Genomic DNA, 26,817 nt, shown 5'->3' on the forward strand with positions numbered 1-26,817 from the left:
CTACTACTTGTTCACTGCCGAAGGTCGAAACGCCTCTCGCATTTCTCGCCTGTCATTCAGCCTACGCAGCAGATCGTCCGAGGTCACGTTCTTCCGCTCAGCCAGGATTGCGCTTTTCACCGCGTCTTCTGTTGCGCGGGCAATCTCAGACTGGCTCAACCCTTGGGCCGATGCAAGAATGCTCTTCCACTTCAGGTTGGGGAATTTCATTGGCCGCAGATTGAACTTGATGATCGTGCGGATTTCTTCGTCAGTGGGCGGACAGAATTCCATAACCAAATCGAACCGGCGCAATAGAGCCGGGTCGAGCAGGTCTGGATAATTCGTTGCGCCAATGATCACGCTGTCCGTGGAATTCGGCTCTTCCATGAATTGCAGGAAAGAATTCAACACGCGGCGCATCTCGGCAACGTCATTCGTCGCGCCTCGATTTCCTCCAACAGCATCGAATTCGTCAAAGAGGTATACGCCACGGTGACGGGCGGTTTCGTCAAAAACGAGCCTCAGCTTGGCGGCAGTCTCACCCATAAAGCGCGTGATCAGGCTTTCTAGGCGGATAACGAACAGCGGCAACCGTAACTCACCGGCCAAAGCTTCCGCCGACATCGTCTTGCCCGAACCCGGCGGCCCGACAAAGAGAACACGCCGGTTTGGTGTCTTGCCATGTTCACGGAGCCAGTCACGCTTGTGCTGTTGCAGGACAACGTCGTCCAGCCGCGCACGCAGCGAGGCGTTCAAGACGACGCTTTCAAGATCGAAGCGCGGCGGACGCATCTCGATCAAGTCGGCAAGATCACCACGCGGGGACGCGAAGGGCACGGCGACGGTTTGGCCGGACGCCGCCTTCTCCCGCGCCTTGTCTACAGCCGCCCTCAGGTCTTCTGCGAGTGTACGTCGCCCTTGCCGGGCCTCTGCGGCGGCAACCTGCAACGCAATTGAATAGAAGTGCTCGTCGTCACCGTCCGCCTTGCTTTGGAGCATAGCCAGTATCTGCTTTGCGTTGGACATGCTCCAGACCCTTGGTGCTTGCGACGATTTCCTTTTTCCCAACGGGTTAGTCTGTCGGACCGTCTCGGTTTCGCGCGAAGATCGCAAATCATGGCTGATTTGTCGACTGGAATTCGGCTTTGACCTTGCGTTCCGCAACGAATTGTGACCGACCCGCACGCCCCCGCCCTCAGGCTTCTATCCCGGCGTGAACGGCATGCGGGGCGGGGCGGTGTCCCACATCAGCTTTACTTCTTCGGGGGTCAGGCCGTAAGCGGCGTTGACGAGGTCGGAGAGCTGGTGTTCGAGGGCCAGCGCCTGTGTGGCGGCGTCTCGGGCGGGCTGGACGGTGTCGGCGTGTTCCTGTTTCAGGCGCTGGATGTCGGCGGCAGAGAGGCGCTGGCGTTTCGGCAGGGCCTTTCGCACGGCGGCGATGAAGGCGTCGGCGTCGAGCAGGTGGGGCTTGCCAAGCGCGGTGCCGGGTTTTTCGAGGCCGAATTCGAGGCGGAGCCAGTCTTGGATGGCTGCGGTTCCTGCAGCGACAGTCCGCCCGAGGGAAGACAAATCGCCAATAAACGTCTTAGCAACTTCCTGACCTTTTTCATCCAGCGGGGCGATCGGATGCTTTGCTAAGTATGCAATATCCATCGACACTGCCTCATCCTTTTTGTGAGGATACTCCCGGAATGTGTAATACCAGCCAATCGGCGAATTCAGGCTGGAGATTACCCCTGTGTTTTGAACCGGCAAAAAGACTGCGCTGTCATTTACCAGAGCACATTTCCTGTCGTTGGCAACTCGCGCATAAAACGCGATCCTCTGTATCAAATACTTGTCGTTATCGAATTCATCGTAGTAATCGCAAGCGCGAAGCTCCCACCAAAAACGCCCCTGATCCTCGCGGTATCGCAGGCCGCGCGGCTTCCCCGTCTTCGGGTTCTTTCCCATATCTTCGTAAGCTTGCATGTGCGCATGCAGCGCCGGGTAGGTCGCGCCAAATATCCGCTCAGCTTCGGTTTCGTCCGGAGCATCCGCCCACGGCCAAGCATGGTTGCCGCTGGACCTCAGCACGATCATGAAAAGGCCGCTGTCGGGCGAATGCCATCGCTCGATATCCTGTCCGCGTAGATAGGGCTTGATGATGTCGGCGGATTTCGGGTCTGCTCGCACCAACTCGTCGCGCTTTGCGCTGTCGATCAGGAAGGATTCATTCAACCCGGTCTTGATCCCGTAAAGCGGCTCGATCCCTGCATACTCGGCCAGCGGCACCCCGTTCCGGCGTATCTTGTCCAACAGGTCCATGACCGGTTTGGGTTCCAGCACCCAGGCTTCGCGGGTGAAGCTGAGGCGCGGCAACGGGAAGGTCGCGGCCTCCACCGCCGCTTCCAGCCCCTTCTTGGGCACCTCGTCGCGCGGGATCACGCAGACATCCGCCTCGCCCGGTGCATCCTGCCCCGGTGAAGGTTTCTTCACGACGATGACCGAGGGGAAGACATCGGCGTCTTCAAAGAAATGCTTGGCGTGGCCAAAATCGGCAATGAATTCGAGCCAGTTATCTTCGGCGAACAAACCGCGCAGCGCCTCGGCATATCCAGCTTTCAGCCATTTGTTGGTGACGACATAGGACATCCTCCCGCCGGGTTTCAGGATGCGCAGCCCCTGTTCGTAGAAATAGACGAAGAGGTCTGCCATCCCGGCAAAGCTCTTGTAGCTGCCCTTGAGGGCGCGTTTGACCTCTGCCCCCAGAAGCTCTTGCCGCACATAGGGCGGGTTGCCGATCACCGCGTCAAAGCCGCCGCGCGGGGCGGCAGAAGTGAGATCGGACCAGACCGAGGGAAAGGCGATCTCCCAATGGAAGAACCCGTGCTGGCGGGCAAGTGCGCGGGCCTCGCCAACCAGCGCATCGGCGATCACACGGCGGCGGTCATCTGCGGCAATGCCGGGAAAAAGGCTATCCTGCTCGGGTGCGTCATCGGGCAGGAGCGAAAGCTGTTCCTTCAATTCCGCCGATGCAATCTGTTCCTCGCCGCTGGCAATGCGGATCGGATCGCCAAAGGTGCCATCCAGCACGAGGCGGAATGCGGCGGCCTTGTCGAAGGCGTCTTGATCGGACTTGGCCTTAGCGATCTGCTTTTCCGATTTGCCCGCCATCTTGCGCAGGTCCGGGGCTTTCTTCGGCGCGGCATCGAATACGCCCATCAGCCGTTCTGCCGTGAGCAGGGAAAAGAGCGTGGCAACCGGGTCGATCACCTCTTCGACAGTGCCGAATTTCTCTTTTGAGGCGTGGGCCTCGGCGATGTCATTGTCAGTCGTCTCCTCGATTTCCGACATCAGGCCAGAGACGTTTTCGATACTGGTAATCTGGCCCCGGTTGAAGAGCGCCCCTTGCGCGTCAAGGAAATCAAGCGTCGGACGCACGAAGGCCCCAACGACACTGTCACCGGCCCGCAGATGGTGGTCGAGGAACGAGAGCGGCGCACCGGCGGTGAACGAGTGCAGCCAGAGCGCGACCTTGGCCAGTTCAACGGCCATCGGGTTTTTGTCCACCCCGTAGACCGTGCGTTTCAGCACCATCCGCCGCACCACATGGCGATCATCCAACTGGGCTTCGACAAGCGGCCACTTGTGCTCCCGCGCCTCGGCCAGGATTTTATCGCGCACCGCCTCGACCCGAGCGACCAGCGGCGAGGTGTAGCCATCGACCAGAGAGGCGGCCTCTTCTACGGCGTCGAGCACGCGGTCGGACAACCAATCCACGAGACTGACGAGGAAGTGGCCAGACCCCATCGCCGGATCGCAAATCTTGAGCGACAGCATGGCGGTGGCCGGGTCGTGCCGTTCTAGGACGGCGAGTTTTTCCGCTTTCGGGCGTCGATCACTGGCAAGCTCGTCCACTTTCGCCCGAAACCGTGCAATCTTGTCATCCACCAACGGGCCAACGGCGCGATTGATGATGAGCGAGACCAATTCTTCCGGCGTGTAATAGCTGCCGGACTTGTGCCTTGCCTCATCATCGGCATCGACTTCGATCTCGCCAGCATCGCTTGTGCGCAACCCGTATTCTAGAATTCGCTCGTAGACCGCCCCAAGCTGCTGAACCGACAAGTCGCGGTAGTTGATGTAGCGAGGCCCGCGCCGCGATCCGTCCGCCGGTTCATGGCTCAGCCCAAAGATGATCCCGGCCAGTTCGCGGTCAGGCAACTGCACACGGCTCAAGATCGGTGCGAGTTGCGGGTCGAACAAACCCCCGTTGTAGGGCGGGATGCCAAGATCGTCATTGCCGTGCGAGATCGCGGAAAAGATCGTCATGATCCTCGGCCAGAAGGTAATGACGCCCTGCGGAATAGCCGCGCCGGTACGTTCCTGTTCTGCAATGTCGAGGCGGATGCGGGTCAGGCAATACGGGGCATATGGCCCCTGTTCATCCGGCAACAGATTTCGATCCTCGGCGTAAAGCACGAAAAGCAAGCGGTAGAGCAGGATCAACGCCGCTTCCCGCACTTCGTCCAGATATTCTGGCGTCAGTTCCTTCGGACGCAGCGGATCGTTGCGAGCGAGACCATCTGCAAGCGATGGGAAAACCTCGTCAAACACCTTGTCCGAGAGAGTGCGGGCAACCTTGGCTTCCCAACGCTTACCCTCCCGCAGGGCGAGCTGGTGGAAGCTCTCACCCTGTTCATTCGGCAAGAAGGCATTGCGCCCAAACAGCAAAACGAAAAGCCGAAAAACATGATCGCGCCACGCATGATCATCCGCGAACATTTCAGGCCGCTTATCGAGAAGATCGAAATCGCAGCCAGGTATTCCGAGGACTTTGCCAAGGTCGATTTCAAGGAAATCCTCAGCAATTGAAACGGCCCCGTGGAAATAGAGACGCCAGACACGTCCATTAGTGAGAATACCCCAGCGAAGTTTGCCGCGCGTCCTTTCTTCGACACGACGCAGATAGCGCAGGATTTGCGATGATGGTGTGCCCTCCTCACCCTTACGCCCGCGTGTCTCTCGGTCAAGAGCGCGGCCCCACCTTTTGGCCTCAACGATGCATTGGCCATGTTGAAACCGGTCCCAAGCATCAAGGCCGCCTGCAACCGTCTTGGCAGCCGCATCGGGGAACAGAAGCGCGTCGGGCACATCGAGCCGCGCTTTTACTGATGCATTGGGTTGAACTTCGCGGTCGGACCACTCGACCATTTCGAGAAGCGGATAAACAAGATCGTCTTCGGTCTGGGCTTCGTTGGGGTTCTTGCGGGCGGCAAGCGCCTCCATTGCGGCCTTGGCATCCCGTCGCAAACGCTCAACTTCATCAGCATTCAATTCGGCCCAAGCCGAAGTTTCTTGAATGCCTTCCAATAGAAAATCTCTGGTGAAAAGTCGCCCGTCGAACAACCGCAACCCCTGATGTCTTTTTGTTTATTCGACTATCAGGGTGTTCGCGTTGCACTTCAAGCGAAGAAGAGACCCGAGCCGCTTTGGGCAGCACTCTGGTCAACGCCATACTTACAACAACGCCCCCGCCGCGTTTCCGGTGAATAACTCACCTTCACGCACATACCGGCTCAGCATCTCGTCGCTGGCGTGGCCGGTTTGGGCACGGATTTTCAGCGTAGAGACCCCGGCCTGTGCCGCGCTGGTGGCGAACCCCGCCCGGAGGCTGTGGCCCGAATAGCCCACCGGGTCGAACCCGGTGGCCTTGAGCCGTTCGCGGATCAGGACGGAAACGGCGTCGCCTGTCAGTGGCGTATCCCCCACATGGCCGTGGCGGTTGATCGGGCGGAAGAGCGCTCCCGTCTCGATCCCCGCAACCTCGATCCAGCGCTCAACGGCTGCAACCGGACAATGGCGGGTGCGACCGTGCGGAATGCCGATACGGCGACCTCCACCTTCTTGGTCAGTTTTGCTTCGGCGGAGCGTGACAACGAGACCCTGCCGAACCTCTTCGATGTCGTCGCGCTCCAGTCCGACCAATTCTGACCGACGAAATCCGCCTGCGAACCCGAGCAGCAGCAACGCCCGGTCGCGGTGGTCCCGGATCGTATCGCCGAGGCCGTCGATCACCAGAAACAGGTCATCGCGCGGGAGCGGCTTGGCTTGTCGCTGGGCGCTTCCGTGTTTCCGTTTCAAGCCGCGCAAAGTGGCCTTCACGACCTCGGCTCGACAGGGGTTCGGCAGGTTCGCGGCCTCATGCGCCTTCGAGATCATCGAGATACGGCGGAGGATCGTCGCCACAGCCAGCTTTCCCGCATGATCCCCGACATAGGCGCAGATCATGGCTGGCGTGGCCGGAACCACTCCACCCCAGGCACGAAAATGGTCCAGGTCGCCTTGATAGGCCCGCGCTGTGTTTTCAGAAAGGCTGTGACGGAGAAGATCGGCAGCTTCATCAGTCAGAGTTTCGATCAGCACCATGTTGTCCGTTTCGTTCGTGCAATTAACTGCAATTTGTTCTCCATCGGAGCATTCAAGGGTGCCCCTGTTAACCCGCGTTAATTGGGAATTATCCGATGTTAGAAACGCCTTACGCATGGTCGGCCTCCTTCATGATGGTCTTGCGGATACGGTTGAGGAGCGGCAGGTCGCCCCGCATCAGGTCCAGCGCCTGAACCGCGTGGTGGGGGTCAACGCCCAGCGTGTCGAACATGAGCTGTGCGTGTAGCCTGTCGGAAAGGTCGCCCCCGACCCGGTTGGCAAGAACGCCGCCTTCCACCCGGAACAACACCTGCCCGAGGAAACGGACCCGTTGCGGCTTGGGGATCAACGCCGATGCCGTCCCGGCAATGCCTGCATTTGTTGATAGCAACCGGGTCAGCGCGGCCTTGCCTTCGCGGGTGAACATATCCAGCGCCCAGCCCGGACAATCACCGATCAGGGCTTCGGGCGGAACTGGATCATCGGTCGTTTCAGCGCGAAGGCCGTTCTCCAACGCCAACAGTGCAACAAGTGGCGGCAACGCCTCGCCCGTCTTCTTGTGACCCTCGCGGCAAATCGCCAATGTGGTTGGAGCCACCCCCAACTCGTCGTGCAGGTCAAAAGCCAGACCGGGTTCGCCGCGATGTGCGGGCAACGCATGTCCCGGTCTGTCAGTGCCGAGGAGATACACCACAGCCAAGGCGCGATGGTGTAGATTGTCGGTTGTCAGCGCGAGCAGTCGGAGCCGAGAATTGCGCATCCTGGCAAACTCGCGGCGCTGCGGTTCAAGGTGCGGGAGCGTTTCCAGCGACATCAACAGATCGTCCGCAGCGCGGCTTTTCCGAGCAGCGCAGAGTTCGCTGACAATCAGTGACCCGACAGGCCAGTCACCGCCAACCGCGCGGCGGAACCGTTTGCCCCGCAATGCCGCGATGGTCAGGCCAAGGGTGGGGAGGCTGCCCAGCCCGACATCCTCGAACGCGATGCCGCCGAGCCTGCGCCAGAGCCGCTCCGGTGCATCGCGCAGGAGGGTCGCAGCAGCACGCAGCGCTACGTCCGTACGGCCTCTGCGAACAGCTTTTTGAAGAGCTGACATCGCCACCCAAGGCGAAACTGTCATCGGGTGTCGCTCAGGGACATGTTCGCAGGCCGCAAAATGGCGCACGAGATCGGTTCTGAAACGGTCAAGTGGGTCGAGTTCTGTCATCCAATCGCTCCTTCGATTTTGGAAGGAGGATCAATGACTTGGAACCCATGTAGTAGCGTATGAGATGGGGCACCTAAGGGAAGGAGATAACGCCGCAGACTACCTGTTTTTGCGGGTCAAACCCCGGTCTGGTGGAGGGGTTCAACAGAGACACGCGAAAATGTCTCTGACAAAAAGTCCCCCTACATTTCCACCAAGACCTCCGCCAAAAACGCGTAGGATCAGCGGGTTACAGACGATCTGCGAGTTCCGTTTTTTGTCCCTGTGCCGGGTCGATGCGTAGAACCCATGCCTGCTGATCTGGGCGTAGCGCGGCGAAGTTGATGTGCGGCCCGTACTCTTTCCAGTACTGAGGCAGCTTTCTCTTTTCGAATGCCTTCTCCATGCGTTGCAGCCACTCTTCCCCCCGCATGTCCGGGAAATCGTCTTCGAAGAGTTCCTGTATCTCTTTGGGGGTTGCGATGAACGGCTCGACCCCCTCTTCGCGCCTCGTGTGCTCAATGATTGCCCTGTTGCGCTCGAACAGTATCTGTTGTGTGGACTTTTGCACCCTGCGGGCCGGAGGCGTGATCGCAGGTGGTCTTACCGTCTGCGGGGGAACCTCTTCGCTCCGTTGCCCTGCGATGACCTCGGCGTCGGTCCAGCCCCTAGAACGGCGAGAACGAACTGCGGCAGCTGTAACCCCCTGTTTTTTCGCCAGTTGCCCTGCCGTATAGCTGCGACCGCTAGTCGGGCAGGTGAATACCAGGCTGTCCCCTTTGTTCCGGTTCTGAGTGTATTTGTCAGCCCACCGCACCTTGCCCGGTGCGTACTCGGGATCGGTATTGTCGATGCGGTCGAGCGTGGCTGATTTCGTGGGCTTCGGCCCGACATGTTGAAGGAAGTCCGAGAACCTCCGAAAGCTGTCGTGGACCACGGCACCCTTGACCCTCTCACGCGAGAGCATGTTGCGATGGCTGTTCGCCTCGCCTCGGTACTTGGACCGCAACTGCATGGCTGTCAGAAATCCGAGATCGTGGCGCAACTGTTCGGTGGGTGTTTTCTTTGCTGCGCAACACACGTCATCGCTATTGCTTATGACCGTTGCCGCATCGTCGCACGCCATGCCTGCTTCCCCAACAGAATAAGTGGCGTTGGCTGCCACACCGACATCGTTCGCGTGTTTCGTGGCTTGAGAAAACGCCGGATCATCCGGGGCGAGTATTGCTACCGACGCCATGCACTTCGTGACCTTGCTCATCGCCAATCCCCCGGTTTCATGCCGAAGAGGCGGTTAGCAGGTTGCGGCAATATCGTTTTTCCCCCAAGGGGCCGTTTTTCACAGGTTAGCAGACCTAAGCGGTTGATTTGTATGGGTGAGAGTAGAACCCTACGGGCTGCCACTTCTTCCCATGATCATCTGTCTCAGTCACATCGCGCTACGTGTGCAATTACTGTGCCGCGCAATGGTTATCTGCACCCCTGAAACGCGAAACCCCGACTGAAGCGGGTCCAGCCGGGGCAATTCTTGAGTGTGGTGGAAACTTAGCCGATTGCGGCGAGGGCCAGCACTTCGATGCGGTAATGCGGCTTGGCCATGCGGGCCTCGACGCAAACGCGCGTGGGCGGGGTGATGTCGGACACCCATTCGTCCCACACCGCGTTCATGCCGGCATAGTCTTCCATCTCGCGCAGCCAGATCTGGACCGAGATCAGGTTTTCTCGGGCGGCCCCGGCTTCGGCCAGCAGCGCGTCGACCTTGGCGAAGACGTCGCGGGACTGGGCCGCGATGTCGCCATCTTCCAGCTGCGACACCTGACCGGCGAGGTGAACGAGGCCATTCTGCACGGCAATGGCCGAAAAACGGGAGGAACCGCCGAGCTTGGTCACGGGAGCGGCGGGGGTGGTCATCATGTTCATGGGAGGGGAGGTCCAGTTGCGTTTCGAACGCGGCAAGGCATAGCGCCCTCCCCCGGATTGCAACAGACTCAAATTTGTGGAATCTAATTCAGGGAAACTGAATTTCGGAGCGACCCATGTCCATCAAGATCGAAATGCTGCGCTGTTTCCGGGCTGTGGTTGACCAAGGCTCGCTTGCCGATGCGGCGGCGATTCTGGGGCGCACGCCCTCTGCCGTGTCGATGATGCTCAAGCAGTTCGAGGACCATATCGGCGCGCCGCTCTTCGAAACGGCCCGCAAATCGCGCCTGACGCCACTTGGCCAGCTGATTCACAACGAGGCCCGGCGAGAGCTGGACCACTTCGACCGCACGGTCTCCACCATCGAGGGGCTGTCTCGGGCAGAGCTTGGCTTTGTCCGGCTGTCGGTCACGCCGTCGCTGGCGCAATCGGTTCTGCCGCCGATCCTGCATCGCTTCCTTCAGGACCACCCGAATGTGCGCATCGACATGGCCGACATGGATTCCGCCGCCGTGCACCAGGATTTGCAGGCAGAGCGGGCCGATATCGGTCTGGCCAGCATCGGCGCGCTTCAGGGGTTCGACTGCCGCCCGCTGTTTTCCGACCGGTTCGGCGTGATTTGCCGCCGCGACCATCCGCTGGCAAAAGACTGGGACCAGCTGACATGGTCGGATCTGGAGGGGATCGACTTCATCGCCAATGGCCTGTGCAGCCAGATCCGGGACGAAGGGTTTGCCCCCATCCTCGACGGCGCCCGGCTGATGGTGCGCAATACCGCCTCGCTTCTGGGGCTGGTCAAGGCGGGTGTGGGCATCACCGTGCTGCCCCGGCTGGTGGTGCTGCCCGAATTCACCGATCTGGCCTTTCTGCCGCTGGCCAATGTCAGGGCACGGCGAGAGGTCTGGTTGATCACCCAGCCAAGGCAGATGCTGACCCCTGCCGCGCGGGCGCTGGTGGAATCGATCCGACTGGCGCGGATCACGGGCGTGGATCACTAAGTTCAGCATTGCTGAAGCAAATTCAATTTCTTTGCGTTTGCCTGAATCTCCGCTCTGTGGCCCTCTGCCGCTGTTGACACGCGCGCAGAAAGAGGACCGCCAGATGACCGAGACAAAGCTGAATTATATCGCCGGGGAATGGGTGTCGGGGATTTCCGAGATCGAGAACCGCAATCCGTCGGATCTGAGCGACCTCGTTGGGATGTTCACCCAGGCGAGCGCTACGCAGCTCGATGACGCGCTGGACGCCGCCACCCGCGCGCAGGCCGAATGGGCCGCTTACGGGATGGAACGCAAGCAGGCCGTCCTGATGAATATCGGCAATGAGCTGATGGCGCGGGCCGAGGAACTGGGCACGCTGCTGTCCCGCGAAGAGGGCAAGCCGCTGGCCGAGGGCAAGGGCGAGGTCTATCGCGCCGGGCAGTTCTTCACCTATTACGCCGCTGAATGCCTACGGCAACTGGGTGAGAATGCCGACTCTGTCCGTGCCGGCGTTGAAATCGATGTGCGACGGGAACCTGTGGGCGTCGTGGCCGTCATTTCCCCCTGGAACTTCCCGACCGCCACCGCCAGCTGGAAGATCGCGCCTGCGCTTTGCTATGGCAACGCGGTGATCTGGAAACCCGCCAACGCGACCCCTGCCAGTGCCGTCGCCCTGACCGAGATCATCAGCCGCCAGGACATCCCGAAGGGCCTTTTCAACCTCGTCATGGGCGCAGGCCGCGACGTGGGCCAGCGGCTGGTGGAAAGCCCGCGCGTGAACGCGATCTCCTTCACCGGCTCGGTGCCCGTCGGGCGCGGCATCGCCATGGCCGCCGTGCAGAACTTCACCAAGATCCAGGCCGAGATGGGGTCAAAGAACGCGCTTGCCGTGATGGATGACGCTGACCTCGATCTGGCCGTGACGCTGGCCCTTGGCGGCGCCTTTGGCGGTACCGGTCAGAAATGCACCGCGTCCTCGCGGCTGGTGGTGCATGAAGGCATTCATGATGCGTTCGTGGAAAAGCTGGTCGCTGGCGCGCAGGCGATGAAAGTGGGTCACGCTCTGGCAGAGGGCACCCAGATGGGGCCGGTGGTCAGTCAGCAGCAGCTGGACGAAAACCTCGCCTATGTGGATCTGGGCAAATCCGAAGGTGCGGAACTGGCCTGCGGCGGTCTGCGCCTGAACATGGAGACCGAGGGCTTCTACATGTCCCCCGGCGTGTTCCTGAACACCACCAACGACATGCGCATCAACCGAGAGGAGATGTTCGCGCCGCTGACCTCCGTCATCAAGGTGGGCAGCTATGACGAGGCACTGGCCACGGTCAACGACACGAATTTCGGCCTGACCTCGGGCATCGTCACCCGCTCTATCGCGCGGGCCACCCATTTCCGCCGCAATGCGCGCACCGGCGTTGTCACCGTCAACCTGCCCACGGCCGGCACCGATTACCACGTGCCCTTTGGCGGGCGCGGCGACAGCAGCTACGGCCCCCGTGAACAGGGCCGCACGGCGGCAGAGTTCTACACCACCGTGAAGACCGCCTATATCTCTGCGGGGTCGCCGGAATGACCTATCGGATCGACTGCCTGCAATATGCCAACTGGTCGGAAAAGATCTTCCGCCAGATGCGCGAAGGTGGCGTGGACGCGGTCCATGTCACCATCGCCTATCACGAGAATTTCCGCGAGACGGTGCTGAACGTGGAGAAGTGGAACCGCTGGTTCGAGCAGTTTCCGGACCTGATCTTTCACGGGGAATGGGCCAGCGATGTGGAAAAGGCCCGCGAAACCGGGCGCACGGCGATTTTCTTCGGCTTCCAGAACCCCAGCCCTATCGAAGACGATATCGGGCTGGTCGAGGTCTGGCACAAGCTTGGTGCGCGGTTCATGCAGCTCAGCTATAACAACCAGTCGCTGCTGGCGACGGGCTGTTACGAGGCGGAAGACCCCGGCCTCACCCGCATGGGCAAGCAGGTCATCAAGGAGATGAACCGCGTGGGGCTGGTGGTCGACATGAGCCACAGCGCCGACCGGTCCACCATCGAGGCGGCCGAGATCAGCACCCGGCCCATCACGATCACCCATGCCAACCTGCACAGCTGGCAGCCGGCGCTGCGCAACAAGCGCGATGACGTGGTGCGGGCCGTCACCGAAAACGGTGGCATGATGGGCTTCTCGCTCTATCCCCATCACCTCAAGGACAAGTCCGCCTGCACGGTGGACAGCTTCTGTTCCATGGTGGCGGAGGCTGCGGAAAAGTTCGGAGTGGAGCATTTCGGCATCGGGTCGGACCTCTGCCAGGACCAGCCCGACAGTATCGTGGAATGGATGCGCGTGGGCCGCTGGACCAAGGAGATCGACTATGGCGAGGGCAGCGCATCTGCGCCCGGTTTCCCGCCCATGCCCGACTGGTTCGGCGACAACCGCGATTTCGGAAATATCGAAGCGGGCCTTCGCGCAAAGGGCTTCAGCGACGAGGAGGTCGCGGGCCTGATGGGCGGCAACTGGCACCGGTTCTTCAAGGAAAACTTCACCCCGGCCTGACCGGCCGGACTGCGCCCGCGCCGCGCGCTTCGTGGCAAAGGCACCCCAGGTTATTCGCGAGGGAGGACAGAATGACCGACGCAACCGCTCCACAGACCGCCAGCAGCGGGTTGGGGCATATCAACAAGCCGCTCTTCATCATCACCGGCGGCTTTATCGCGATCTTCTGCCTGATCGCGCTTTTCGACCTCGACCTGTTGTCGAGCCTTGTCGATACCGGCTTTGCCTGGTCGGCCCGCCTGTTCGGGCTTTACTGGCAGATCCTCTTGCTCGCCACGTTCGTGATCGGCCTTGTGCTGGTTGTCCTTCCCGGCGGCAAAGCCCTGATGGGCGGCCTGACCACGCCCGAGTTCCCCGTCTTCCAGTGGGGCGCGATGATCATGTGCACGCTTCTGGCGGGCGGCGGCGTGTTCTGGGCCGCAGCCGAGCCGATGGCGCATTTCCTCTATTCCCCGCCCCATTTCGGCGGCGAGGGCGGCACGGCGGCCGATGTGGCCCCTGCCATGGCCCAGTCCTTCATGCATTGGGGCTTTCTGGCCTGGGCCATTCTGGGCGCCCTGACCACGGTCATGCTGATGCATTACCACTATGAAAAGGGCCTGCCGCTGGCCCCGCGCACGCTGCTTTACCCGCTCTTTGGTGATCGTGCGATCAATGGCCCCATTGGGCTGATTGCCGATGCCTCCTGCATCATCGCGGTCGTGGCGGGCACCGTTGGACCTATTGGCTTTCTTGGCCTGCAGGTCAGCTATGGGCTGAACGCGCTTTTCGGCATCCCCGACAGCTTCGCCACCCAGGCCGTGGTGATCCTTGGCCTCGTCGCGCTTTATACCGTGTCGGCGACGTCGGGCCTGTCCAAGGGCATCCAGATTCTCAGCCGCTTCAACGTGATCCTGGCAGGCATTCTTCTGGCCTTCATGCTGATCGCGGGCCCCACGGGCTTCATCTTTTCCAGCTTCTTTGGCGGCTTCACCACCTACATCACCGACTTCATCCCGATGGCGATGCATCGCGGTGACGCAGGACTGTTCGGAGAGGCGGGCTGGCTTGGCTGGTGGACGGTGTTCTTCTGGGGCTGGTTCCTGGGCTACGGGCCGCTGATGGCGATGTTCATCGCCCGTGTCAGCCGGGGCCGGTCGATTCGGTCGATCGTGATCATGCTGGCCATCGTGGCCCCCATCGTGACCAACTTCTGGTTCACCATCGTGGGCGGCACCGGGCTGTGGTTCGAGTTGGAAACCCCCGGTTCCGTTTCGACCGCATTCGAGGGCTTCAACCTGCCCGCAGCCCTGCTGGCCATTACCCAGCAACTGCCCATGGGCTTCATCGTCTCGGTCCTGTTCCTGATCCTGACCACGGTCTTCGTGGCCACCACGGGGGACTCGATGACCTATGTGATCTCGGTCGCCATGTCGAACGAGGACAAACCCGCCTTGCCCGTCCGCGTCTTCTGGGGCGTGGCCATGGGGGTGATGGCGCTGATCCTGATCTACACCGGGTCGGGCAGCATCGGGAAACTGCAAAGCTTCATCGTCGTCACCGCCGTGCCGGTGTCGCTGGTGCTGCTGCCCTCGCTCTGGGACGCGATCCGGATCACGCTGGCCAAGGGGCGCAGCTGATGAAACGACCGGCGGCCCCGAAGCATTGGGACCGCCACACAATAACCACCCACGGGAAGGAGGACCCCATATGACCCAGACAGACACCGACACCATCGCCCCGCGCGACCCGAACACGGTGATGACCCTGGCGCGCATGGGGTCCTTCCACCAGTGCCGCCTGTCCTTCATGCGGATGCTGCTGCGCCGCCTGAAGGCCGAGAACTGGCGGTTCGAGCGTCGTGAATTCGAGGTGGACACCAAGGGCGTCGGCCACGCCGTCTATACCGCCCATGGCCCCAATCACAGCTATTCGCTGGTCGCCTTCGCCAATGATCTGCCGCCCGAGAAACGATCGGACCGGGTGATTGCCACCGAATGGGACGCGACCTTTACGCTCTATGACGGCATCCCGGTCCGGGCAGAGATCGAGCGCCTGCGCGCCAATATTCCTCTGCAGGAGGCGGGCCGGGTCGATGACAATTCCCTTTCGGTCAGCCGCGCAAACCGGTCTGTGCGGCTCTGGGATCATGTGGTCGAGGCTTTGGCCGCAGGCCAGCAGCCCGATGAGGCCCGTGTGGCCGATGTGGGCTATCTGATGCGCACGACCGCCGTCTATGGCTCCGGCAAACTGGGCGCGGCGGATCGTGAGAAGACCGCCGACCGACCCGAATTCCACGCCCCCTTCCAGATCGAAATGCTGAGCGTCTTCCTGACCCGCGCCTTCGTGATGGACCTTGTCGAGCATATGGCCCGAGTGCGCAGCCCCGACACCGCCGTTCCGCTGGCCCCCGCGCTGCGTCGCCGTTTCGGGATTGGCAACTCCACCGGGCTTGGCATGGCGCCCTATCTGATCAATCATCCGGTCCTGCTGAACAACTGGATCGCCGCGCGGGAGGAGGCGCTGGCGCGTGTCCGCTCGCTGCCCTCGGCGCTGCCCGGCACGGCCGAGGCGGTGCGCAGTTTCACCCGCCGCGCCCAGATCAATGCGCAGGACTGGCATTCCGAACATCCGATCCAGCAACGCAAGCTGGCCGATCTGCGCCGCGACATGGATGCGCTTGTAACCCATCTGGCTGAGACCGATCTGACCGGACCGCAGCCGTGGAACGCGCTGTGGCAATGGGGAGAGGCGAACCTGACCCTCGAAGGCCAGGAACAGCTTGTCTCGCTGCTGCTGGAGCCACATGGCGATCTGGTGGACGAATTGGCGCAATGCATGGCCGCCGATGAAACCGCGCCGACGCGGATCGACGGCACCATGCCGCTCGATGAGTTCCGCGCCCATGTGGAAGATGTGTACGGCTTCGCGCTGACCATCGACTGGACGGAACAGGCCGCGCAGGAAAATGTCTGGTACACTTCCGAGGAGAAGCTGGAGCCGCGGCTTGGCGACCGCTACGCCGAACCGGTGGAGCCCTATGAACTGCCGCTTTGCCCCGGTCGCGATGCCGCGCGGATGCATGCCGATCTGCTGGTCAGCGATGCCGGGACTGTCGCCCGCTTCCTCATGGACCACCCTGAACACCGCCACATCGCCCGTCGTGCGCAGATTGCGGCGCGCTTTCCCTATGCCGAGATCCGCGACAACACCATCGGTGCAGGGCTTCTGCCGATCGACCTCTTGCGCGCCAAGCTGGCCTTTTTCGGAGCGGTGCATTTCGATCCACGCTCGGACCGTTGGGTGCGCATCAACATGTTCCAGCACGCCCCCTTCCCTGCTGATCTGGCAGCGGGCGAAGCCGATGACTGGACCTTCCCCTCGGCAGAGGAGGCCGCCCAATGACATGGTCCCTGAACGAGATCGAAGCCCTGTCCCGCAAGGCCGCCCGTGGCGCGGGATATTCCTGGGGGCTGGCAGAAGAGGCAGGCCGCGCCGTGCGCTGGCTGGAGGCGCGGGGCCTGCCGGGTGCTCAGGCTCTGGCTGACCACCTGAAGCAAATGGACGGTCAAGACCTCGGCACCTTCACCCCCGATGCCGAAAGCTGGACCGCCCCCTGTGGCACCGCCTGCCCGATCCTTGCGGGCACGATGCTGGCCGACGGGCTTGCCGGGCAACGCACTGACCCGCTTTCCCTTGCAGACCTGGGCACCCCCCTGCTGCTGCTGCCGTTCCTCGCCTGGATGGCAGAGGCGCGGGGGCAGCCGGTCGGGCTTTCCCAAGACGGCGGGACTGTGACGCTTGCGGCGGATGGCACTTTAAGCGGGTCTACAGGGGCAATCGGCACGGGGTCATCCACCGTAACGGTCGAACTCGATCCACAGCCCGCCGGTCAACCTGTCTCCGAAGGGTTGCGATCTGACTGTACGGCGGAAACCGTGGCCGCGCTTAATGCCTTCGCGCATCGCACCTATGCGCCTGCGACCGAGGAAAGCCGCCTTGCCGGGGCTGGCGCGGGGCTGACCGACAACGACTGACGCGCGCCTTGCATTGCCAAGCAGGGTGACCCGGCCTTAGGGTCGGGCCACCCCCGGCCCCACGCAGGCAATCGCATCATGAAAGCCCGACTGAACCTTGACCAGCTGCACACCTTCCTTGCCGTTGTGCGCATGGGGGGCATCCGCAAGGCGGCCGAGGTCCTGAACATCACCCAACCGGCGGTCACGACGCGCATCAAGAACCTTGAGGCATCGCTTGGGGCCGAGCTGTTCGAGCGCACCGCCAACGGCGTTCGCCTGACCAAGCGCGGTGATCTTTTGGTGCAATATGCCGAACAGATGGAGCAACTGGCCGAGCGGGTCGGACGCGACGTGATGGACCCGGCGGGCGTTGAGGGCCACCTGCGCCTTGGCGTATCCGAGACCATCGCCCAATGCTGGCTGCCGGAATTCGTTGCCGCGCTGCACCACCGCTATCCGACGCTCGATATCGAGATCAACGTGGATATCTCGATGAACCTGCGCGCCGACCTGCTGAACCGGGAAATTGACCTGGCCATCCTGCTTGGCCCGATTTCGGAATATTCCGTCGACAATGTGGACCTGCCCGCCTTTGACCTTGCCTGGTACTGCGCGGCGGGGTCCGCTGATCCCCCGGAAGGCCCCGCCGGATTTCTGCTGAAACCGGTGATCACCTATGCCCGCAACACGCGCCCCTTCCGGGAACTGAAGGCGGAACTGGCCGCACGGGTCGGGCCGCAGGTTTCGACCTTTCCTTCTTCGTCCTTGTCGGCCTGCTTCCGTTTGGTCGAGGCGGGCCTGGGTGTGGCCGCCCTGCCCCGCACACTCGGCACGCCGATGGTCGCGGCTGGTCGCATTCGCGAGTTCGACCCCGGTTGGGTGCCAAGCCCCTTGCGCTTTTCCGCGTCATTCCTGGGCGAACCCAAGAGCCACATCGTCGAAACCGCCGCGCATATCGCGCAGGACGTGGCGCGGGACTTTGCAGGGTGATTGAAATTCATAATCACTATTTCAAAAATCATTCAATTTGATCTTATCGGATTGGCTTTCGATACTCCTCCCAACCGGAGGACCCGACCTTGAAAACGACTCATGGCCTGCTGAAACACAAACCCCTGCCGGAGGTTCGGGGCGCGATCCGGGCGGGCGACTATACCTCCCATACGGCCGGTCTGGGCGGCGGATTTCTTCAGGCCAATCTCGCCATCATGCCAGAGGCCTATGCGCTCGATTTCATGCGGTTCTGCCAACGAAACACCAAGCCCTGTCCGCTTGTGGGCGTCTCCGACACCGGCGACCCGATGATGACTACGCTCGGCCATGATCTGGATCTTCGGACGGATGTTCCCGCCTATAACATCTATCGCGACGGGCAACTCAGCGGGTCCGCCACCGATATCTCGGATATCTGGACCGATGACCTCGTCGGCTTTGCCCTTGGCTGTTCCTTCACCTTTGAACAGGCGCTGCAGGCCGAGGGCATCGCGATGTGGCATATCGACAATGACCGCACCGTACCGATGTTCCGCTCCTCCGTTCAAACCGTGCCCGCTGGCCCGTTCGGCGGGGCCATGGTGGTCAGCATGCGCGCGATTCCCGAAGATCAGCTGGAACGAACCATCGAAGTCTCGGGCCGCTACCCGCTCGGCCATGGTGCGCCGGTTCATTGGGGCGATCCGGCGAAGATCGGCATCGCGGATGTGTCCCGCCCTGAATGGGGCGACCCTGCCCCGGTGCCGCCGGGCCATGTCCCGACCTTCTGGGCCTGTGGCGTGACCCCGCAAGTGGCTGTCACCCGCGCGAAACTGCCGCTCTGCATCACCCATAAACCGGGCCACATGCTGATCACCGATGTGCCCGACGACGCGGAATTCCCGGTGATTTCCCCAGAACAAAACAGCTAACATCCAACAAGGAGAGACGAGATGAAAAAGACAATCGCCATCACCGCCGCCGTTCTGGCTGCATCCCCGGCCCTAGCCGAGGATCTGTCGGTCGTTGGCAGCTGGTCCAGCCTGCCGCTGCACAACCAGTTCGAGGCACCCTTCTGGACCGAAACCCTGCCCGCCGCGTCGGGTGGAGAGATCAACGTGGCGCTGACCACCCATAACCAGATGAACCTGGGCGTGGGCGACGTCTATCGCCTGCTTGGGGACGGGGTCTACGACGTGGCCATGACCGTCGCCGACTACGCCGTCGCCGACGCGCCGGAGCTGGAAGGTCTGGACGTGCCGCTGCTGGCGATGACCGCAGACGAGGCCCGCGCCATGGTCGATGCGGCCCGCCCGATGGTCGAGGACATCTACAATAACCGCTTCAACAGCCACGTACTGGCCATCGCGCCCTATCCGCCGCAGGTCGTGTTCTGTAATGCCGAGATCAACAGCCTCGATGACCTCGCCGGTCTGCAAATCCGCGCCTCAGGCCGGATGACCGCGAAATTCCTGGAGGCGCTTGGCGCGGAAGGCGTCAATGTCTCCTTCTCCGAGGTGCCCGGCGCCCTGCAGCGCGGCGTCGTGGATTGTGCGGTGACAGGTGCAGGATCGGGCTACTCCGCCGGCTGGTGGGAGGTGTCCACCCACCTTCTGCCGATCCCGCTTGGTGGCTGGGACTCGGTCGTGACCGCGATCAATCTCGACCGTTGGAACGCCATGGATGCCGACACGCAGGCGCTGATTGAGGCCGAGATCGCCACCGGTTTCGAAGACCCGGCTTGGGCCGTTGCACAGGATGCCCTTGTCAACGATATCGCCTGCCTGACCGGCAATGGCGAATGCCCGGCAGGTGAGGCGCGCGACATGATCCTTGTCGAGGTCTCGGAGGCCGATTTCGACCGTGCCCGTGACATCCTTGTCAGCGAAGTGCTGCCCGATTGGGCCGAGCGCGCAGGCAGCGAATGGGCAACCCGCTGGAACGAAAGCATTGGCGCCACTGTTGGCGTGACGGTTCCCGTCAACTGACCCCGGACCGCTGAAGGAGCGCCCCCAGATGGCCCAGTCCATTCTCTCCCTCCTGCGCCGCCTCAACCGTTGGGTGGCCATGGCAATCGGCCTTGTGCTGTTCCTCTGCGCGGTTTTCGTGCTGCTGGATATCGGGTTGCGCAAATTGGGGGCGTCCTTCGGCGGCACCGACGAAATCAGTGGGTATGTCATGGCCATCGTGACGTCCTGGGGCATGGGCTATGCCCTGCTGGAACTGGCCCATGTCCGCATCGACATTCTCCGGGGGCGCGTGGGTGCCCTTGGACGGTCGCTGTTCGATCTTTTCGCCATGCTGACCATGGCGGGCACCGTGACACTGATCGCCCTGCGCTGCTGGCCGGTGCTGGACCGCTCCATCGCCAACATGTCCCGCGCCAACACGCCGCTGGAAACACCGCTCTGGCTGGTGCAGGGGCCGTGGTTCGCCGGGTGGGTCTGGTTCGCCATCGTCTCCTGGATGACCTTCCTGGCGGCACTCTTGCTGGTCGCCAAAGGGGAATTCAGCCAGTCCGAGGCCGCCATCGGGGCGTTTGGCGAAGAGGAGGCAGTGCTGTGATCACTTATGTCTCCATCGGCCTGCTGGCGATGCTGTCGCTGTCGATCCCCGTGGGTATCGTGCTGTTCCTTCTGGGCTTTGGAACCGATATCTTCTTTAGCCCCTTCCCGCTGATGCGCGGGCTTGGCAACCTCGTATGGTCCACTTCGAACAACGCCACGCTCATCGCCATTCCGTTCTTCGTGCTGCTTGGCGAAATCCTCGTGCGCAGCGGCATCGCGGCGCGCACCTATGCGGCGCTTGACCGGTGGGTGTCCTGGATGCCGGGCGGTCTGGTTCATGCCAATGTGGCGACGGCCACCATGTTCTCAGCCACCTCAGGGTCATCCGTTGCCACCGCCGCGACCGTGGCGACAGTCGCCATGCCACAGGCCGAAAAGCTGGGATACGACCCCAAGCTCTTCTCCGGCGCTATTGCCGCGGGCGGCACGCTTGGCATCATGATCCCGCCCTCGATCAACCTCATTGTCTACGGCTTCCTGACGCAGACCTCGATCCCGCAACTCTTCCTTGCGGGGCTGATGCCCGGCATCCTGCTGGCCCTGGGGTTTCTGGCGATCACCGCTATCATCTGCGCGATCCGGCCCGATCTGGGGGGGCAGCGCCGGGTCTTCCCCTTCCCCGAGATGCTGCGCGCATTGCTGCAACTGATCCCCATTGTGCTGCTCTTCACCATCATCATCGGTTCGATCTACAAAGGCTGGGCCACCCCGACCGAAGCCGCCGCCGTGGGCGTCGCCGGGGCGCTGCTGATCGCCGCCATCTTCAGCCGCGTGACCATCGGAATGCTGGCAGAGGCCGTCATGGGCACCGTCAAGATCACCTCGATGATCATGCTCGTGGTCATCGGTGCGTCCTTCCTGAACTTCACGCTGGCCTCGGCAGGTCTGGCGGCAGAACTCTCCGGCTTCCTCGACGGGCTCGGCCTGTCACCACTGATGACCATCTTCGTCGTGGTCTGCATCTACATTGTGCTCGGCTTCTTTATCGAGACGCTCTCGCTGATGGTGGTGACGATCCCGATCATCGTGCCGCTGGTCGTGGCGCAGGGTTATGACCCGATCTGGTTCGGTATCCTGATGATCGTGCTAATCGAGATGGCGCTGATCACCCCGCCCGTGGGCCTCAACCTCTACGTGGTGCAAGGCGCGCGGAAATCAGGGAAGATGAGTGAGGTGATGTTGGGCGCGATCCCTTACGTGCTGGCGATGCTGGCCATGGTCGCGGCGCTGATCGCGATCCCCGGTATCGCGCTCTGGCTGCCGGCCGTTCTGCAATAACCCCTTTCCCTTTCTGACGAAAAACGCTGCCGGGCACAGCCCGGCAAACAGAGGAGATCTGTCTCATGTGGCAATTCTGGGTCGACCGTGGCGGCACCTTCACCGACATCGTCGCACGCACGCCAGAGGGCGGGTTGGTCACACATAAGCTGCTGTCCGAGAAACCCGAGCGCTATCGCGATGCCGCCGTGCAGGGCATTCGGGACCTGATGGGGCTTGGGGCTGAAACCGCTATCCCCGAAGGCGCGATTGACGCGGTCAAGATGGGCACCACCGTGGCCACCAACGCGCTCTTGGAACGCAAGGGCGACCGGACGCTGCTGTTGATCACCGAAGGGATGCGCGATCTGCTGCGGATCGGCTACCAGAACCGCCCGCGCCTGTTTGATCTGAAGATCGAGTTGCCGGAACTTCTTTATGAAGAGGCCGTTGAGGTGGGTGAGCGTATGTCTGCGGATGGCGAAGTCATCACCCCGCTCGACACCGCCTCGGTCGAGGCCGCGCTGCGCGATGCCTATGCCGAGGGCTATCGCTCCGTCGCCGTGGCCCTGATGCATGGCTACCGCTACCCGGATCATGAACGCCAGATCGGCGCCATGGCCCGCGCGGCGGGGTTCACGCAAGTCTCGCTCTCCCACGAGGTCAGCCCGTTGATCAAGCTGGTGTCGCGCGGCGATACAACGGTCGTTGACGCCTATCTGTCGCCCATTCTGCGCCGCTATGTGCAGCAGGTCAGCGATGCGCTTGGGGCTGCAAAGGGCGGCTGCCGGTCGCTGATGTTCATGCAGTCAAATGGCGGGCTGACGGATGCGCGACTGTTTCAAGGCAAGGACGCGATCCTTTCGGGCCCTGCGGGCGGAGTCGTCGGCATGGTGCGCACGGCGGAGGAGGCCGGGTTCGACAAGCTGATCGGCTTCGACATGGGCGGCACGTCCACGGATGTCTGCCACTATGCAGGTGACTATGAGCGGTCGTTCGAGACCGAGGTTGCGGGCGTCCGAATGCGCGCCCCGATGATGAGCATTCATACGGTGGCTGCTGGCGGCGGCTCGATCCTGTCTTTCGCGCAGGGCCGCATGCAGGTTGGCCCCGAAAGCGCCGGCGCTAATCCGGGGCCTGCGTCTTACCGGCGGGGAGGGCCGCTGGCGGTGACCGATTGCAACGTGGTGCTTGGCAAGATCCAGCCCGACCGCTTTCCTTCCGTTTTTGGTCCGGGCGGCGATGAACCTCTGGATGTGAATGCCGCCCGTGCAGGGTTCGAAGCCATGGCCGCGCAGATCGCCGAGGAAACCGGCGAGACCCCGAAAAGCCCTGAAGAACTGGCCGAGGGCTTCCTGCGCATTGCCGTCGAAAACATGGCCAATGCGATCAAGAAGATCAGCGTCCAGCGCGGCTATGACGTGACGCGCTACACCATGAACTGCTTTGGCGGCGCGGGCGGGCAGCATGCCTGCCAGGTGGCCGATGTGCTGGGGATGGAGAGCATCTATATCCATCCCTTCGCGGGCGTCCTGTCGGCCTTCGGCATGGGGCTGGCCGATATCCGGGCGATCCGGGAACACCAACTGGCGCGGCCACTGACGGATGACCCGGAGGCGCGCGCGGCGCTGGACCGGATCGGGGCAGACGCACGGGACGAGGTCGCGCGGCAAGGCATCCCGGCAGACCGCATCACCGTGGTCGAAACCGCCCATATCCGCACGCCGGGGTCACACCAGACCCTGACCGTGCCCTTTGGTCCCCCGCAAGAGATGCGCGAGGGGTTCGACGCCGCGCATCAGCAGCGCTTCGGCTTTGTTCCAGACTATGACGGGCTGATCATCGACCTTCTGACCGCCGAGGCCGTCGGCGAAACCGGTGAAGCGGTGACCCTGCCGGACGCCAATGACCCACCCGCGCAACAGGACAACGCCCGCATGTACTGCCAGAGTGCGTGGCGGGACGTCCCCCTGATCGACCGCGCCAGCTTGCGCACGGGCGACACGCTGACCGGCCCCGCCATCATCGTCGATCCGACCGGCACCAATGTGGTGGAACCGGGTTGGCAGGCCGAGGGGCTGGCCGGTGGGGCCATGGTCCTGCGCCGGGTGGTGGCGCTGAACCGGCAGGAGGCCATTGGGACATGCGTCGATCCGGTGATGCTGGAGGTTTTCAACAACCTCTTCATGTCCATCGCCGACCAGATGGGCGCGACGCTGGCCAACACCGCCTATTCGGTAAACATCAAGGAACGCTACGATTTCTCCTGCGCGATCTTTGATGCGCAGGGCGATCTGGTCGCCAACGCCCCCCATGTCCCCGTGCATCTGGGGTCGATGAGTGAAAGCGTCCGCACTGTCTTGCGCGAGAATGCGGGCCAAATCCGCCCCGGCGACGTGTTCATGATGAATAACCCCTTCAACGGCGGCACCCACCTGCCGGATGTGACCGTCATCACGCCTGTGTTCGACGACGCAGGAGAGAAGATCATCTTCCTCACCGCCTCTCGCGGGCACCATGCCGATATCGGTGGTAAAACCCCAGGCTCCGCCCCGCCCGACAGCACCCATATCGAGGAAGAGGGCGTCCTGATCGACAATGTCCTGCTGGTGGACCGGGGCCAGCTGCGAGAGGCGGAAACGCGCGCCCTGCTCGCCTCCGGCCCCTACCCCTGCCGCAATATCGACGAGAACATGGCCGACCTCGCCGCGCAGATCGCCGCCAACGCGACCGGCGTGGCAGAGTTGCAGAAGATCACCCGGCAATTCGGGCTGGCGGTCGTGCAGGCCTATATGGGCCATGTGCAGGACAACGCGGAGGAAAGCGTGCGCCGGGTGCTGGATGTTCTGAAAGACAGCCAGTTCACCTACAAGATGGACAGCGGCGCGCAGATCGAGGTGGCGATCACGGTGGACCATGACAGCCGCAGCGCGGTGGTGGATTTCACCGGCACCTCACCCCAGGACCGGCTGAACTACAACGCGCCGCTGTCGATCTGCCGGGCGGTGGTGCTCTACGTCTTCCGCACGCTTGTGGGGGCCGACATCCCGATGAACGAGGGCTGCCTGAAGCCTATCGACATCCGCGTGCCGGAAGGCAGCATGATCAACCCGCGCCCGCCTGCGGCGGTGATTTCCGGCAATACCGAGGTCAGCCAGTCCATCGCCGACGCGCTTTACGGTGCGCTTGGGGTGATCGCGGGAAGCCAGGGCACGATGAACAACTTCGTCTATGGCAATGACCGGTTCCAGAATTACGAAACCATCTGCGGCGGGACCGGTGCGGGGAAAGGATTTGACGGGGCCAGCGCCGTGCACAGCCACATGACCAACACCCGCATGACCGACCCCGAGGTGCTGGAAACCCGCTTTCCGGTGAGGGTCGAGGAGTTCTCGATCCGTCAGGGATCAGGCGGCGCTGGGCGCTGGCACGGCGGTAACGGCATCACTCGGCGGCTGAGGTTCCTGGAGGAAATGACGGTAACAGTCCTGTCCTCGCACCGGCAGGTGCCGCCGCACGGAGCCCACGGAGGTGAACCGGGACGCTGCGGGCGCAACGCGGTGGAGCAGGCTGATGGTCGGGTCGAGCGGCTGGAGGGCAATGATCAGGCCCAGATGCAGCCCGGTGACATCTTCCTCATGCAGACCCCCGGCGGGGGCGGATACGGTCGCGCCTGACACAAAAGGGGCCGGGGAAAGACCCCGGCCCGCTTGCCTTTATTCCCCAAGCGCGTTTTGCAACCGGGTGACGACCTCGGCCACGAAATCCGGGTTGTTGCGCGCCTGTTCCACGGCTGCCGTCAAGGCAGCGCGAGAGATCGGACTGAGGTCCGCCGCCTCAATGGCCAGCAGCGCCGCATCGGCGTCAAACGCCGCGTCCTCCATTGCGCCGTTATTCTCGGTCATGTCGTCGGACCCGGCGTCGTCGGACATTTCCTCGGTGGCCTCATCCGATCCGTCAGCCATGTCCTCGGCGGCTTCCTCCGCGTCGTCAGCCATGGCCCCGGCATCATCGGCGCTGTCCTCTGCCATGTCCTCTTCCGGCGCGGCCATAGATGCGGCGAGGGCCAGCTCCAGCTCTGCCACCCGCGCCTCTGCTGCTGCCAGGGTTTCCGCCATCTGGCCTTGCAGGGTCCGCATATGGGCCATCTCGGCCGCATCCGCTGTCGCGGCAGCTTCCAGCTCCGCCACACGGGCGTTCGCGGTGGCGAGGGTCGCCAGGGTCTGGTCGAGGCTTGTCTGGACCTCTGCCATCTGCACGGCACTTGCGGCTGCCGCCGCCTCCAGTTCCGCGACACGCGCTTCCGCAGCGGCCTGCGCGGCAATCGCCGTGGTCGCAGCGGTTTCCGCCGTTTCCGCACGGGTCTGAAGTGCCGCGGCTTCGTTCAGCGCGGTTTGCGCGGCTGTCGAGGCCGCAGCACTGCTGGCCTCGGCCTCAACGCTTGCCGCAAGCGCCGCCTCACGCGCAGCAATGGCGGCATCCCGTTCCCCATTCGCGGCACTGAGTGCAGCTTGCAGGTTGGCCACCTCCGCCTCCAGTTCCACGATCCGGGCCATCTGATTGGCATCGGGCACAGCGGGGATTGGGGCCGGGGCTGCCGTGCTTTCCACGCAGGGCCATTTGCCCGCATCGACACCCTGGTCGATCTGCACGCCCGTGGGATCGATCAGGTAGGTGACGCCGCCGCGGGTCACCACATAGACATCCTCAGTCAGAACGCTCAGCGTGCCCGGCCCCTCGGCGAGCGCGCCACCCGCGATCACGAACCGCTCGGTCCGGCCTGCGATCTGACAATCATAGATGGTCGCGCCACCGCTTGCCGCCACAGGAGCGGGCGCAGGGGCGGGCTGTTCAATCGGTGGACCGGCCAAGGCGGGGCTGGCCAGCAGAGACAGGGCGAGGGCGTAAGGCAGTCGGGTCATGGCAGGTCAGACCTCCGTAAATGCGAGTTTTGAATACATGCACGTCCGGGCAAAATCCGGACGCCTCCCGCCCCG

General features: G+C 62.7%; 19 protein-coding genes. 12 read left to right on the forward strand and 7 right to left on the reverse strand.

The genetic code is table 11. The annotated features are described in order from the left end of the window. Positions 1–3 precede the first annotated feature (3 nt). The 6 genes from ACOOEX_RS13265 to ACOOEX_RS13290 all read right to left on the reverse strand — a co-directional run bounded on the left by ACOOEX_RS13265 (position 4) and on the right by ACOOEX_RS13290 (position 9,499). Complete coding sequence (locus tag ACOOEX_RS13265; protein WP_420395274.1) at positions 4–1,008, reverse strand: AAA family ATPase; 1,005 nt, start codon at positions 1,006–1,008, stop codon at positions 4–6. Positions 1,009–1,185: 177 nt separating this feature from the next. Further along, the gene (locus ACOOEX_RS13270; RefSeq protein ID WP_420395275.1) at positions 1,186–5,277 is read right to left on the reverse strand and encodes an Eco57I restriction-modification methylase domain-containing protein; all 4,092 of its coding nucleotides are present in this window, start codon (positions 5,275–5,277) and stop codon (positions 1,186–1,188) included. A gap of 207 nt (positions 5,278–5,484) precedes the next feature. Continuing rightward, on the reverse strand, positions 5,485–6,510 hold the full coding sequence (locus tag ACOOEX_RS13275) for a site-specific integrase (RefSeq protein WP_420395276.1): 1,026 nt from the start codon (positions 6,508–6,510) through the stop codon (positions 5,485–5,487). Beyond that, a complete protein-coding gene (locus ACOOEX_RS13280; protein WP_420395277.1) occupies positions 6,503–7,600 on the reverse strand; it encodes a hypothetical protein in 1,098 nt (365 codons plus the stop codon). Before ACOOEX_RS13280 ends, ACOOEX_RS13275 begins: the two co-directional genes overlap by 8 nt. 229 nt (positions 7,601–7,829) lie before the next feature. After that, on the reverse strand, positions 7,830–8,840 hold the full coding sequence (locus ACOOEX_RS13285) for a hypothetical protein (RefSeq protein WP_420395278.1): 1,011 nt from the start codon (positions 8,838–8,840) through the stop codon (positions 7,830–7,832). Positions 8,841–9,124: 284 nt separating this feature from the next. Beyond that, the gene (locus ACOOEX_RS13290) at positions 9,125–9,499 is read right to left on the reverse strand and encodes a RidA family protein (RefSeq protein WP_420395279.1); all 375 of its coding nucleotides are present in this window, start codon (positions 9,497–9,499) and stop codon (positions 9,125–9,127) included. A 116-nt stretch (positions 9,500–9,615) separates the two neighbouring features. Here ACOOEX_RS13290 and ACOOEX_RS13295 point away from each other — a divergent pair, with 116 nt between their 5' ends. The 12 genes from ACOOEX_RS13295 (at position 9,616) to ACOOEX_RS13350 (ending at position 25,497) form a co-directional block, all read left to right on the forward strand. Then, positions 9,616–10,497 carry a LysR family transcriptional regulator gene (locus ACOOEX_RS13295; RefSeq protein WP_420395280.1) on the forward strand — a complete coding sequence of 294 codons (882 nt, stop codon included), beginning with the start codon at positions 9,616–9,618 and terminating at the stop codon, positions 10,495–10,497. A gap of 103 nt (positions 10,498–10,600) precedes the next feature. Further along, positions 10,601–12,052 carry an aldehyde dehydrogenase family protein gene (locus ACOOEX_RS13300; protein WP_420395281.1) on the forward strand — a complete coding sequence of 484 codons (1,452 nt, stop codon included), beginning with the start codon at positions 10,601–10,603 and terminating at the stop codon, positions 12,050–12,052. Continuing rightward, positions 12,049–13,026 carry a membrane dipeptidase gene (locus ACOOEX_RS13305; RefSeq protein ID WP_420395282.1) on the forward strand — a complete coding sequence of 326 codons (978 nt, stop codon included), beginning with the start codon at positions 12,049–12,051 and terminating at the stop codon, positions 13,024–13,026. The genes ACOOEX_RS13300 and ACOOEX_RS13305 overlap by 4 nt, the downstream gene beginning before the upstream one ends. Positions 13,027–13,097: 71 nt before the next feature. Further along, positions 13,098–14,645, forward strand: a complete 1,548-nt coding sequence (locus ACOOEX_RS13310) for a BCCT family transporter (RefSeq protein ID WP_420395283.1) — start codon at positions 13,098–13,100, stop codon at positions 14,643–14,645. 70 nt (positions 14,646–14,715) lie between these two features. After that, positions 14,716–16,410, forward strand: a complete 1,695-nt coding sequence (locus ACOOEX_RS13315) for a hypothetical protein (RefSeq protein WP_420395284.1) — start codon at positions 14,716–14,718, stop codon at positions 16,408–16,410. Continuing rightward, positions 16,407–17,042, forward strand: coding sequence for a DUF3726 domain-containing protein (locus ACOOEX_RS13320; protein ID WP_420395285.1), 636 nt, complete (start codon positions 16,407–16,409; stop codon positions 17,040–17,042). The genes ACOOEX_RS13315 and ACOOEX_RS13320 overlap by 4 nt, the downstream gene beginning before the upstream one ends. A 78-nt stretch (positions 17,043–17,120) precedes the next feature. Next, entirely contained in the window at positions 17,121–18,014 is an 894-nt protein-coding gene (locus ACOOEX_RS13325) for a LysR family transcriptional regulator (protein WP_420395286.1), read from the forward strand. Between the two features lie 89 nt (positions 18,015–18,103). Further along, entirely contained in the window at positions 18,104–18,928 is an 825-nt protein-coding gene (locus ACOOEX_RS13330) for a putative hydro-lyase (RefSeq protein ID WP_420395287.1), read from the forward strand. Between the two features lie 21 nt (positions 18,929–18,949). Continuing rightward, on the forward strand, positions 18,950–19,984 hold the full coding sequence (locus ACOOEX_RS13335; RefSeq protein WP_420395288.1) for a TRAP transporter substrate-binding protein: 1,035 nt from the start codon (positions 18,950–18,952) through the stop codon (positions 19,982–19,984). Positions 19,985–20,012: 28 nt separating this feature from the next. Continuing rightward, positions 20,013–20,561, forward strand: coding sequence for a TRAP transporter small permease subunit (locus tag ACOOEX_RS13340; protein ID WP_420395289.1), 549 nt, complete (start codon positions 20,013–20,015; stop codon positions 20,559–20,561). Beyond that, positions 20,558–21,841, forward strand: a complete 1,284-nt coding sequence (locus tag ACOOEX_RS13345; protein ID WP_420395290.1) for a TRAP transporter large permease — start codon at positions 20,558–20,560, stop codon at positions 21,839–21,841. Before ACOOEX_RS13340 ends, ACOOEX_RS13345 begins: the two co-directional genes overlap by 4 nt. Positions 21,842–21,906: 65 nt before the next feature. Beyond that, a complete protein-coding gene (locus ACOOEX_RS13350) occupies positions 21,907–25,497 on the forward strand; it encodes a hydantoinase B/oxoprolinase family protein (RefSeq protein WP_420395291.1) in 3,591 nt (1,196 codons plus the stop codon). A gap of 39 nt (positions 25,498–25,536) precedes the next feature. Here the strand turns inward: ACOOEX_RS13350 and ACOOEX_RS13355 are convergent, their stop codons facing one another. Further along, positions 25,537–26,742, reverse strand: a complete 1,206-nt coding sequence (locus ACOOEX_RS13355) for a hypothetical protein (protein WP_420395292.1) — start codon at positions 26,740–26,742, stop codon at positions 25,537–25,539. Positions 26,743–26,817: the final 75 nt, after the last annotated feature.

Origin of the sequence: Nioella sp., from assembly GCF_965215655.1 — a bacterium.
GTDB lineage: Bacteria > Pseudomonadota > Alphaproteobacteria > Rhodobacterales > Rhodobacteraceae > Nioella.

Coding starts and splice junctions, on each gene's coding strand:
- ACOOEX_RS13305 (WP_420395282.1), top strand. CDS start 12,049: ATGACCTATCGGATCGACTGCCTGCAATATGCCAACTGGTCGGAAAAG.
- ACOOEX_RS13320 (WP_420395285.1), top strand. CDS start 16,407: ATGACATGGTCCCTGAACGAGATCGAAGCCCTGTCCCGCAAGGCCGCC.
- ACOOEX_RS13290 (WP_420395279.1), bottom strand. CDS start 9,499: ATGAACATGATGACCACCCCCGCCGCTCCCGTGACCAAGCTCGGCGGT.
- ACOOEX_RS13285 (WP_420395278.1), bottom strand. CDS start 8,840: ATGAGCAAGGTCACGAAGTGCATGGCGTCGGTAGCAATACTCGCCCCG.
- ACOOEX_RS13315 (WP_420395284.1), top strand. CDS start 14,716: ATGACCCAGACAGACACCGACACCATCGCCCCGCGCGACCCGAACACG.
- ACOOEX_RS13275 (WP_420395276.1), bottom strand. CDS start 6,510: ATGCGTAAGGCGTTTCTAACATCGGATAATTCCCAATTAACGCGGGTT.
- ACOOEX_RS13265 (WP_420395274.1), bottom strand. CDS start 1,008: ATGTCCAACGCAAAGCAGATACTGGCTATGCTCCAAAGCAAGGCGGAC.
- ACOOEX_RS13300 (WP_420395281.1), top strand. CDS start 10,601: ATGACCGAGACAAAGCTGAATTATATCGCCGGGGAATGGGTGTCGGGG.
- ACOOEX_RS13325 (WP_420395286.1), top strand. CDS start 17,121: ATGAAAGCCCGACTGAACCTTGACCAGCTGCACACCTTCCTTGCCGTT.
- ACOOEX_RS13350 (WP_420395291.1), top strand. CDS start 21,907: ATGTGGCAATTCTGGGTCGACCGTGGCGGCACCTTCACCGACATCGTC.
- ACOOEX_RS13310 (WP_420395283.1), top strand. CDS start 13,098: ATGACCGACGCAACCGCTCCACAGACCGCCAGCAGCGGGTTGGGGCAT.
- ACOOEX_RS13355 (WP_420395292.1), bottom strand. CDS start 26,742: ATGACCCGACTGCCTTACGCCCTCGCCCTGTCTCTGCTGGCCAGCCCC.
- ACOOEX_RS13335 (WP_420395288.1), top strand. CDS start 18,950: ATGAAAAAGACAATCGCCATCACCGCCGCCGTTCTGGCTGCATCCCCG.
- ACOOEX_RS13280 (WP_420395277.1), bottom strand. CDS start 7,600: ATGACAGAACTCGACCCACTTGACCGTTTCAGAACCGATCTCGTGCGC.
- ACOOEX_RS13340 (WP_420395289.1), top strand. CDS start 20,013: ATGGCCCAGTCCATTCTCTCCCTCCTGCGCCGCCTCAACCGTTGGGTG.
- ACOOEX_RS13295 (WP_420395280.1), top strand. CDS start 9,616: ATGTCCATCAAGATCGAAATGCTGCGCTGTTTCCGGGCTGTGGTTGAC.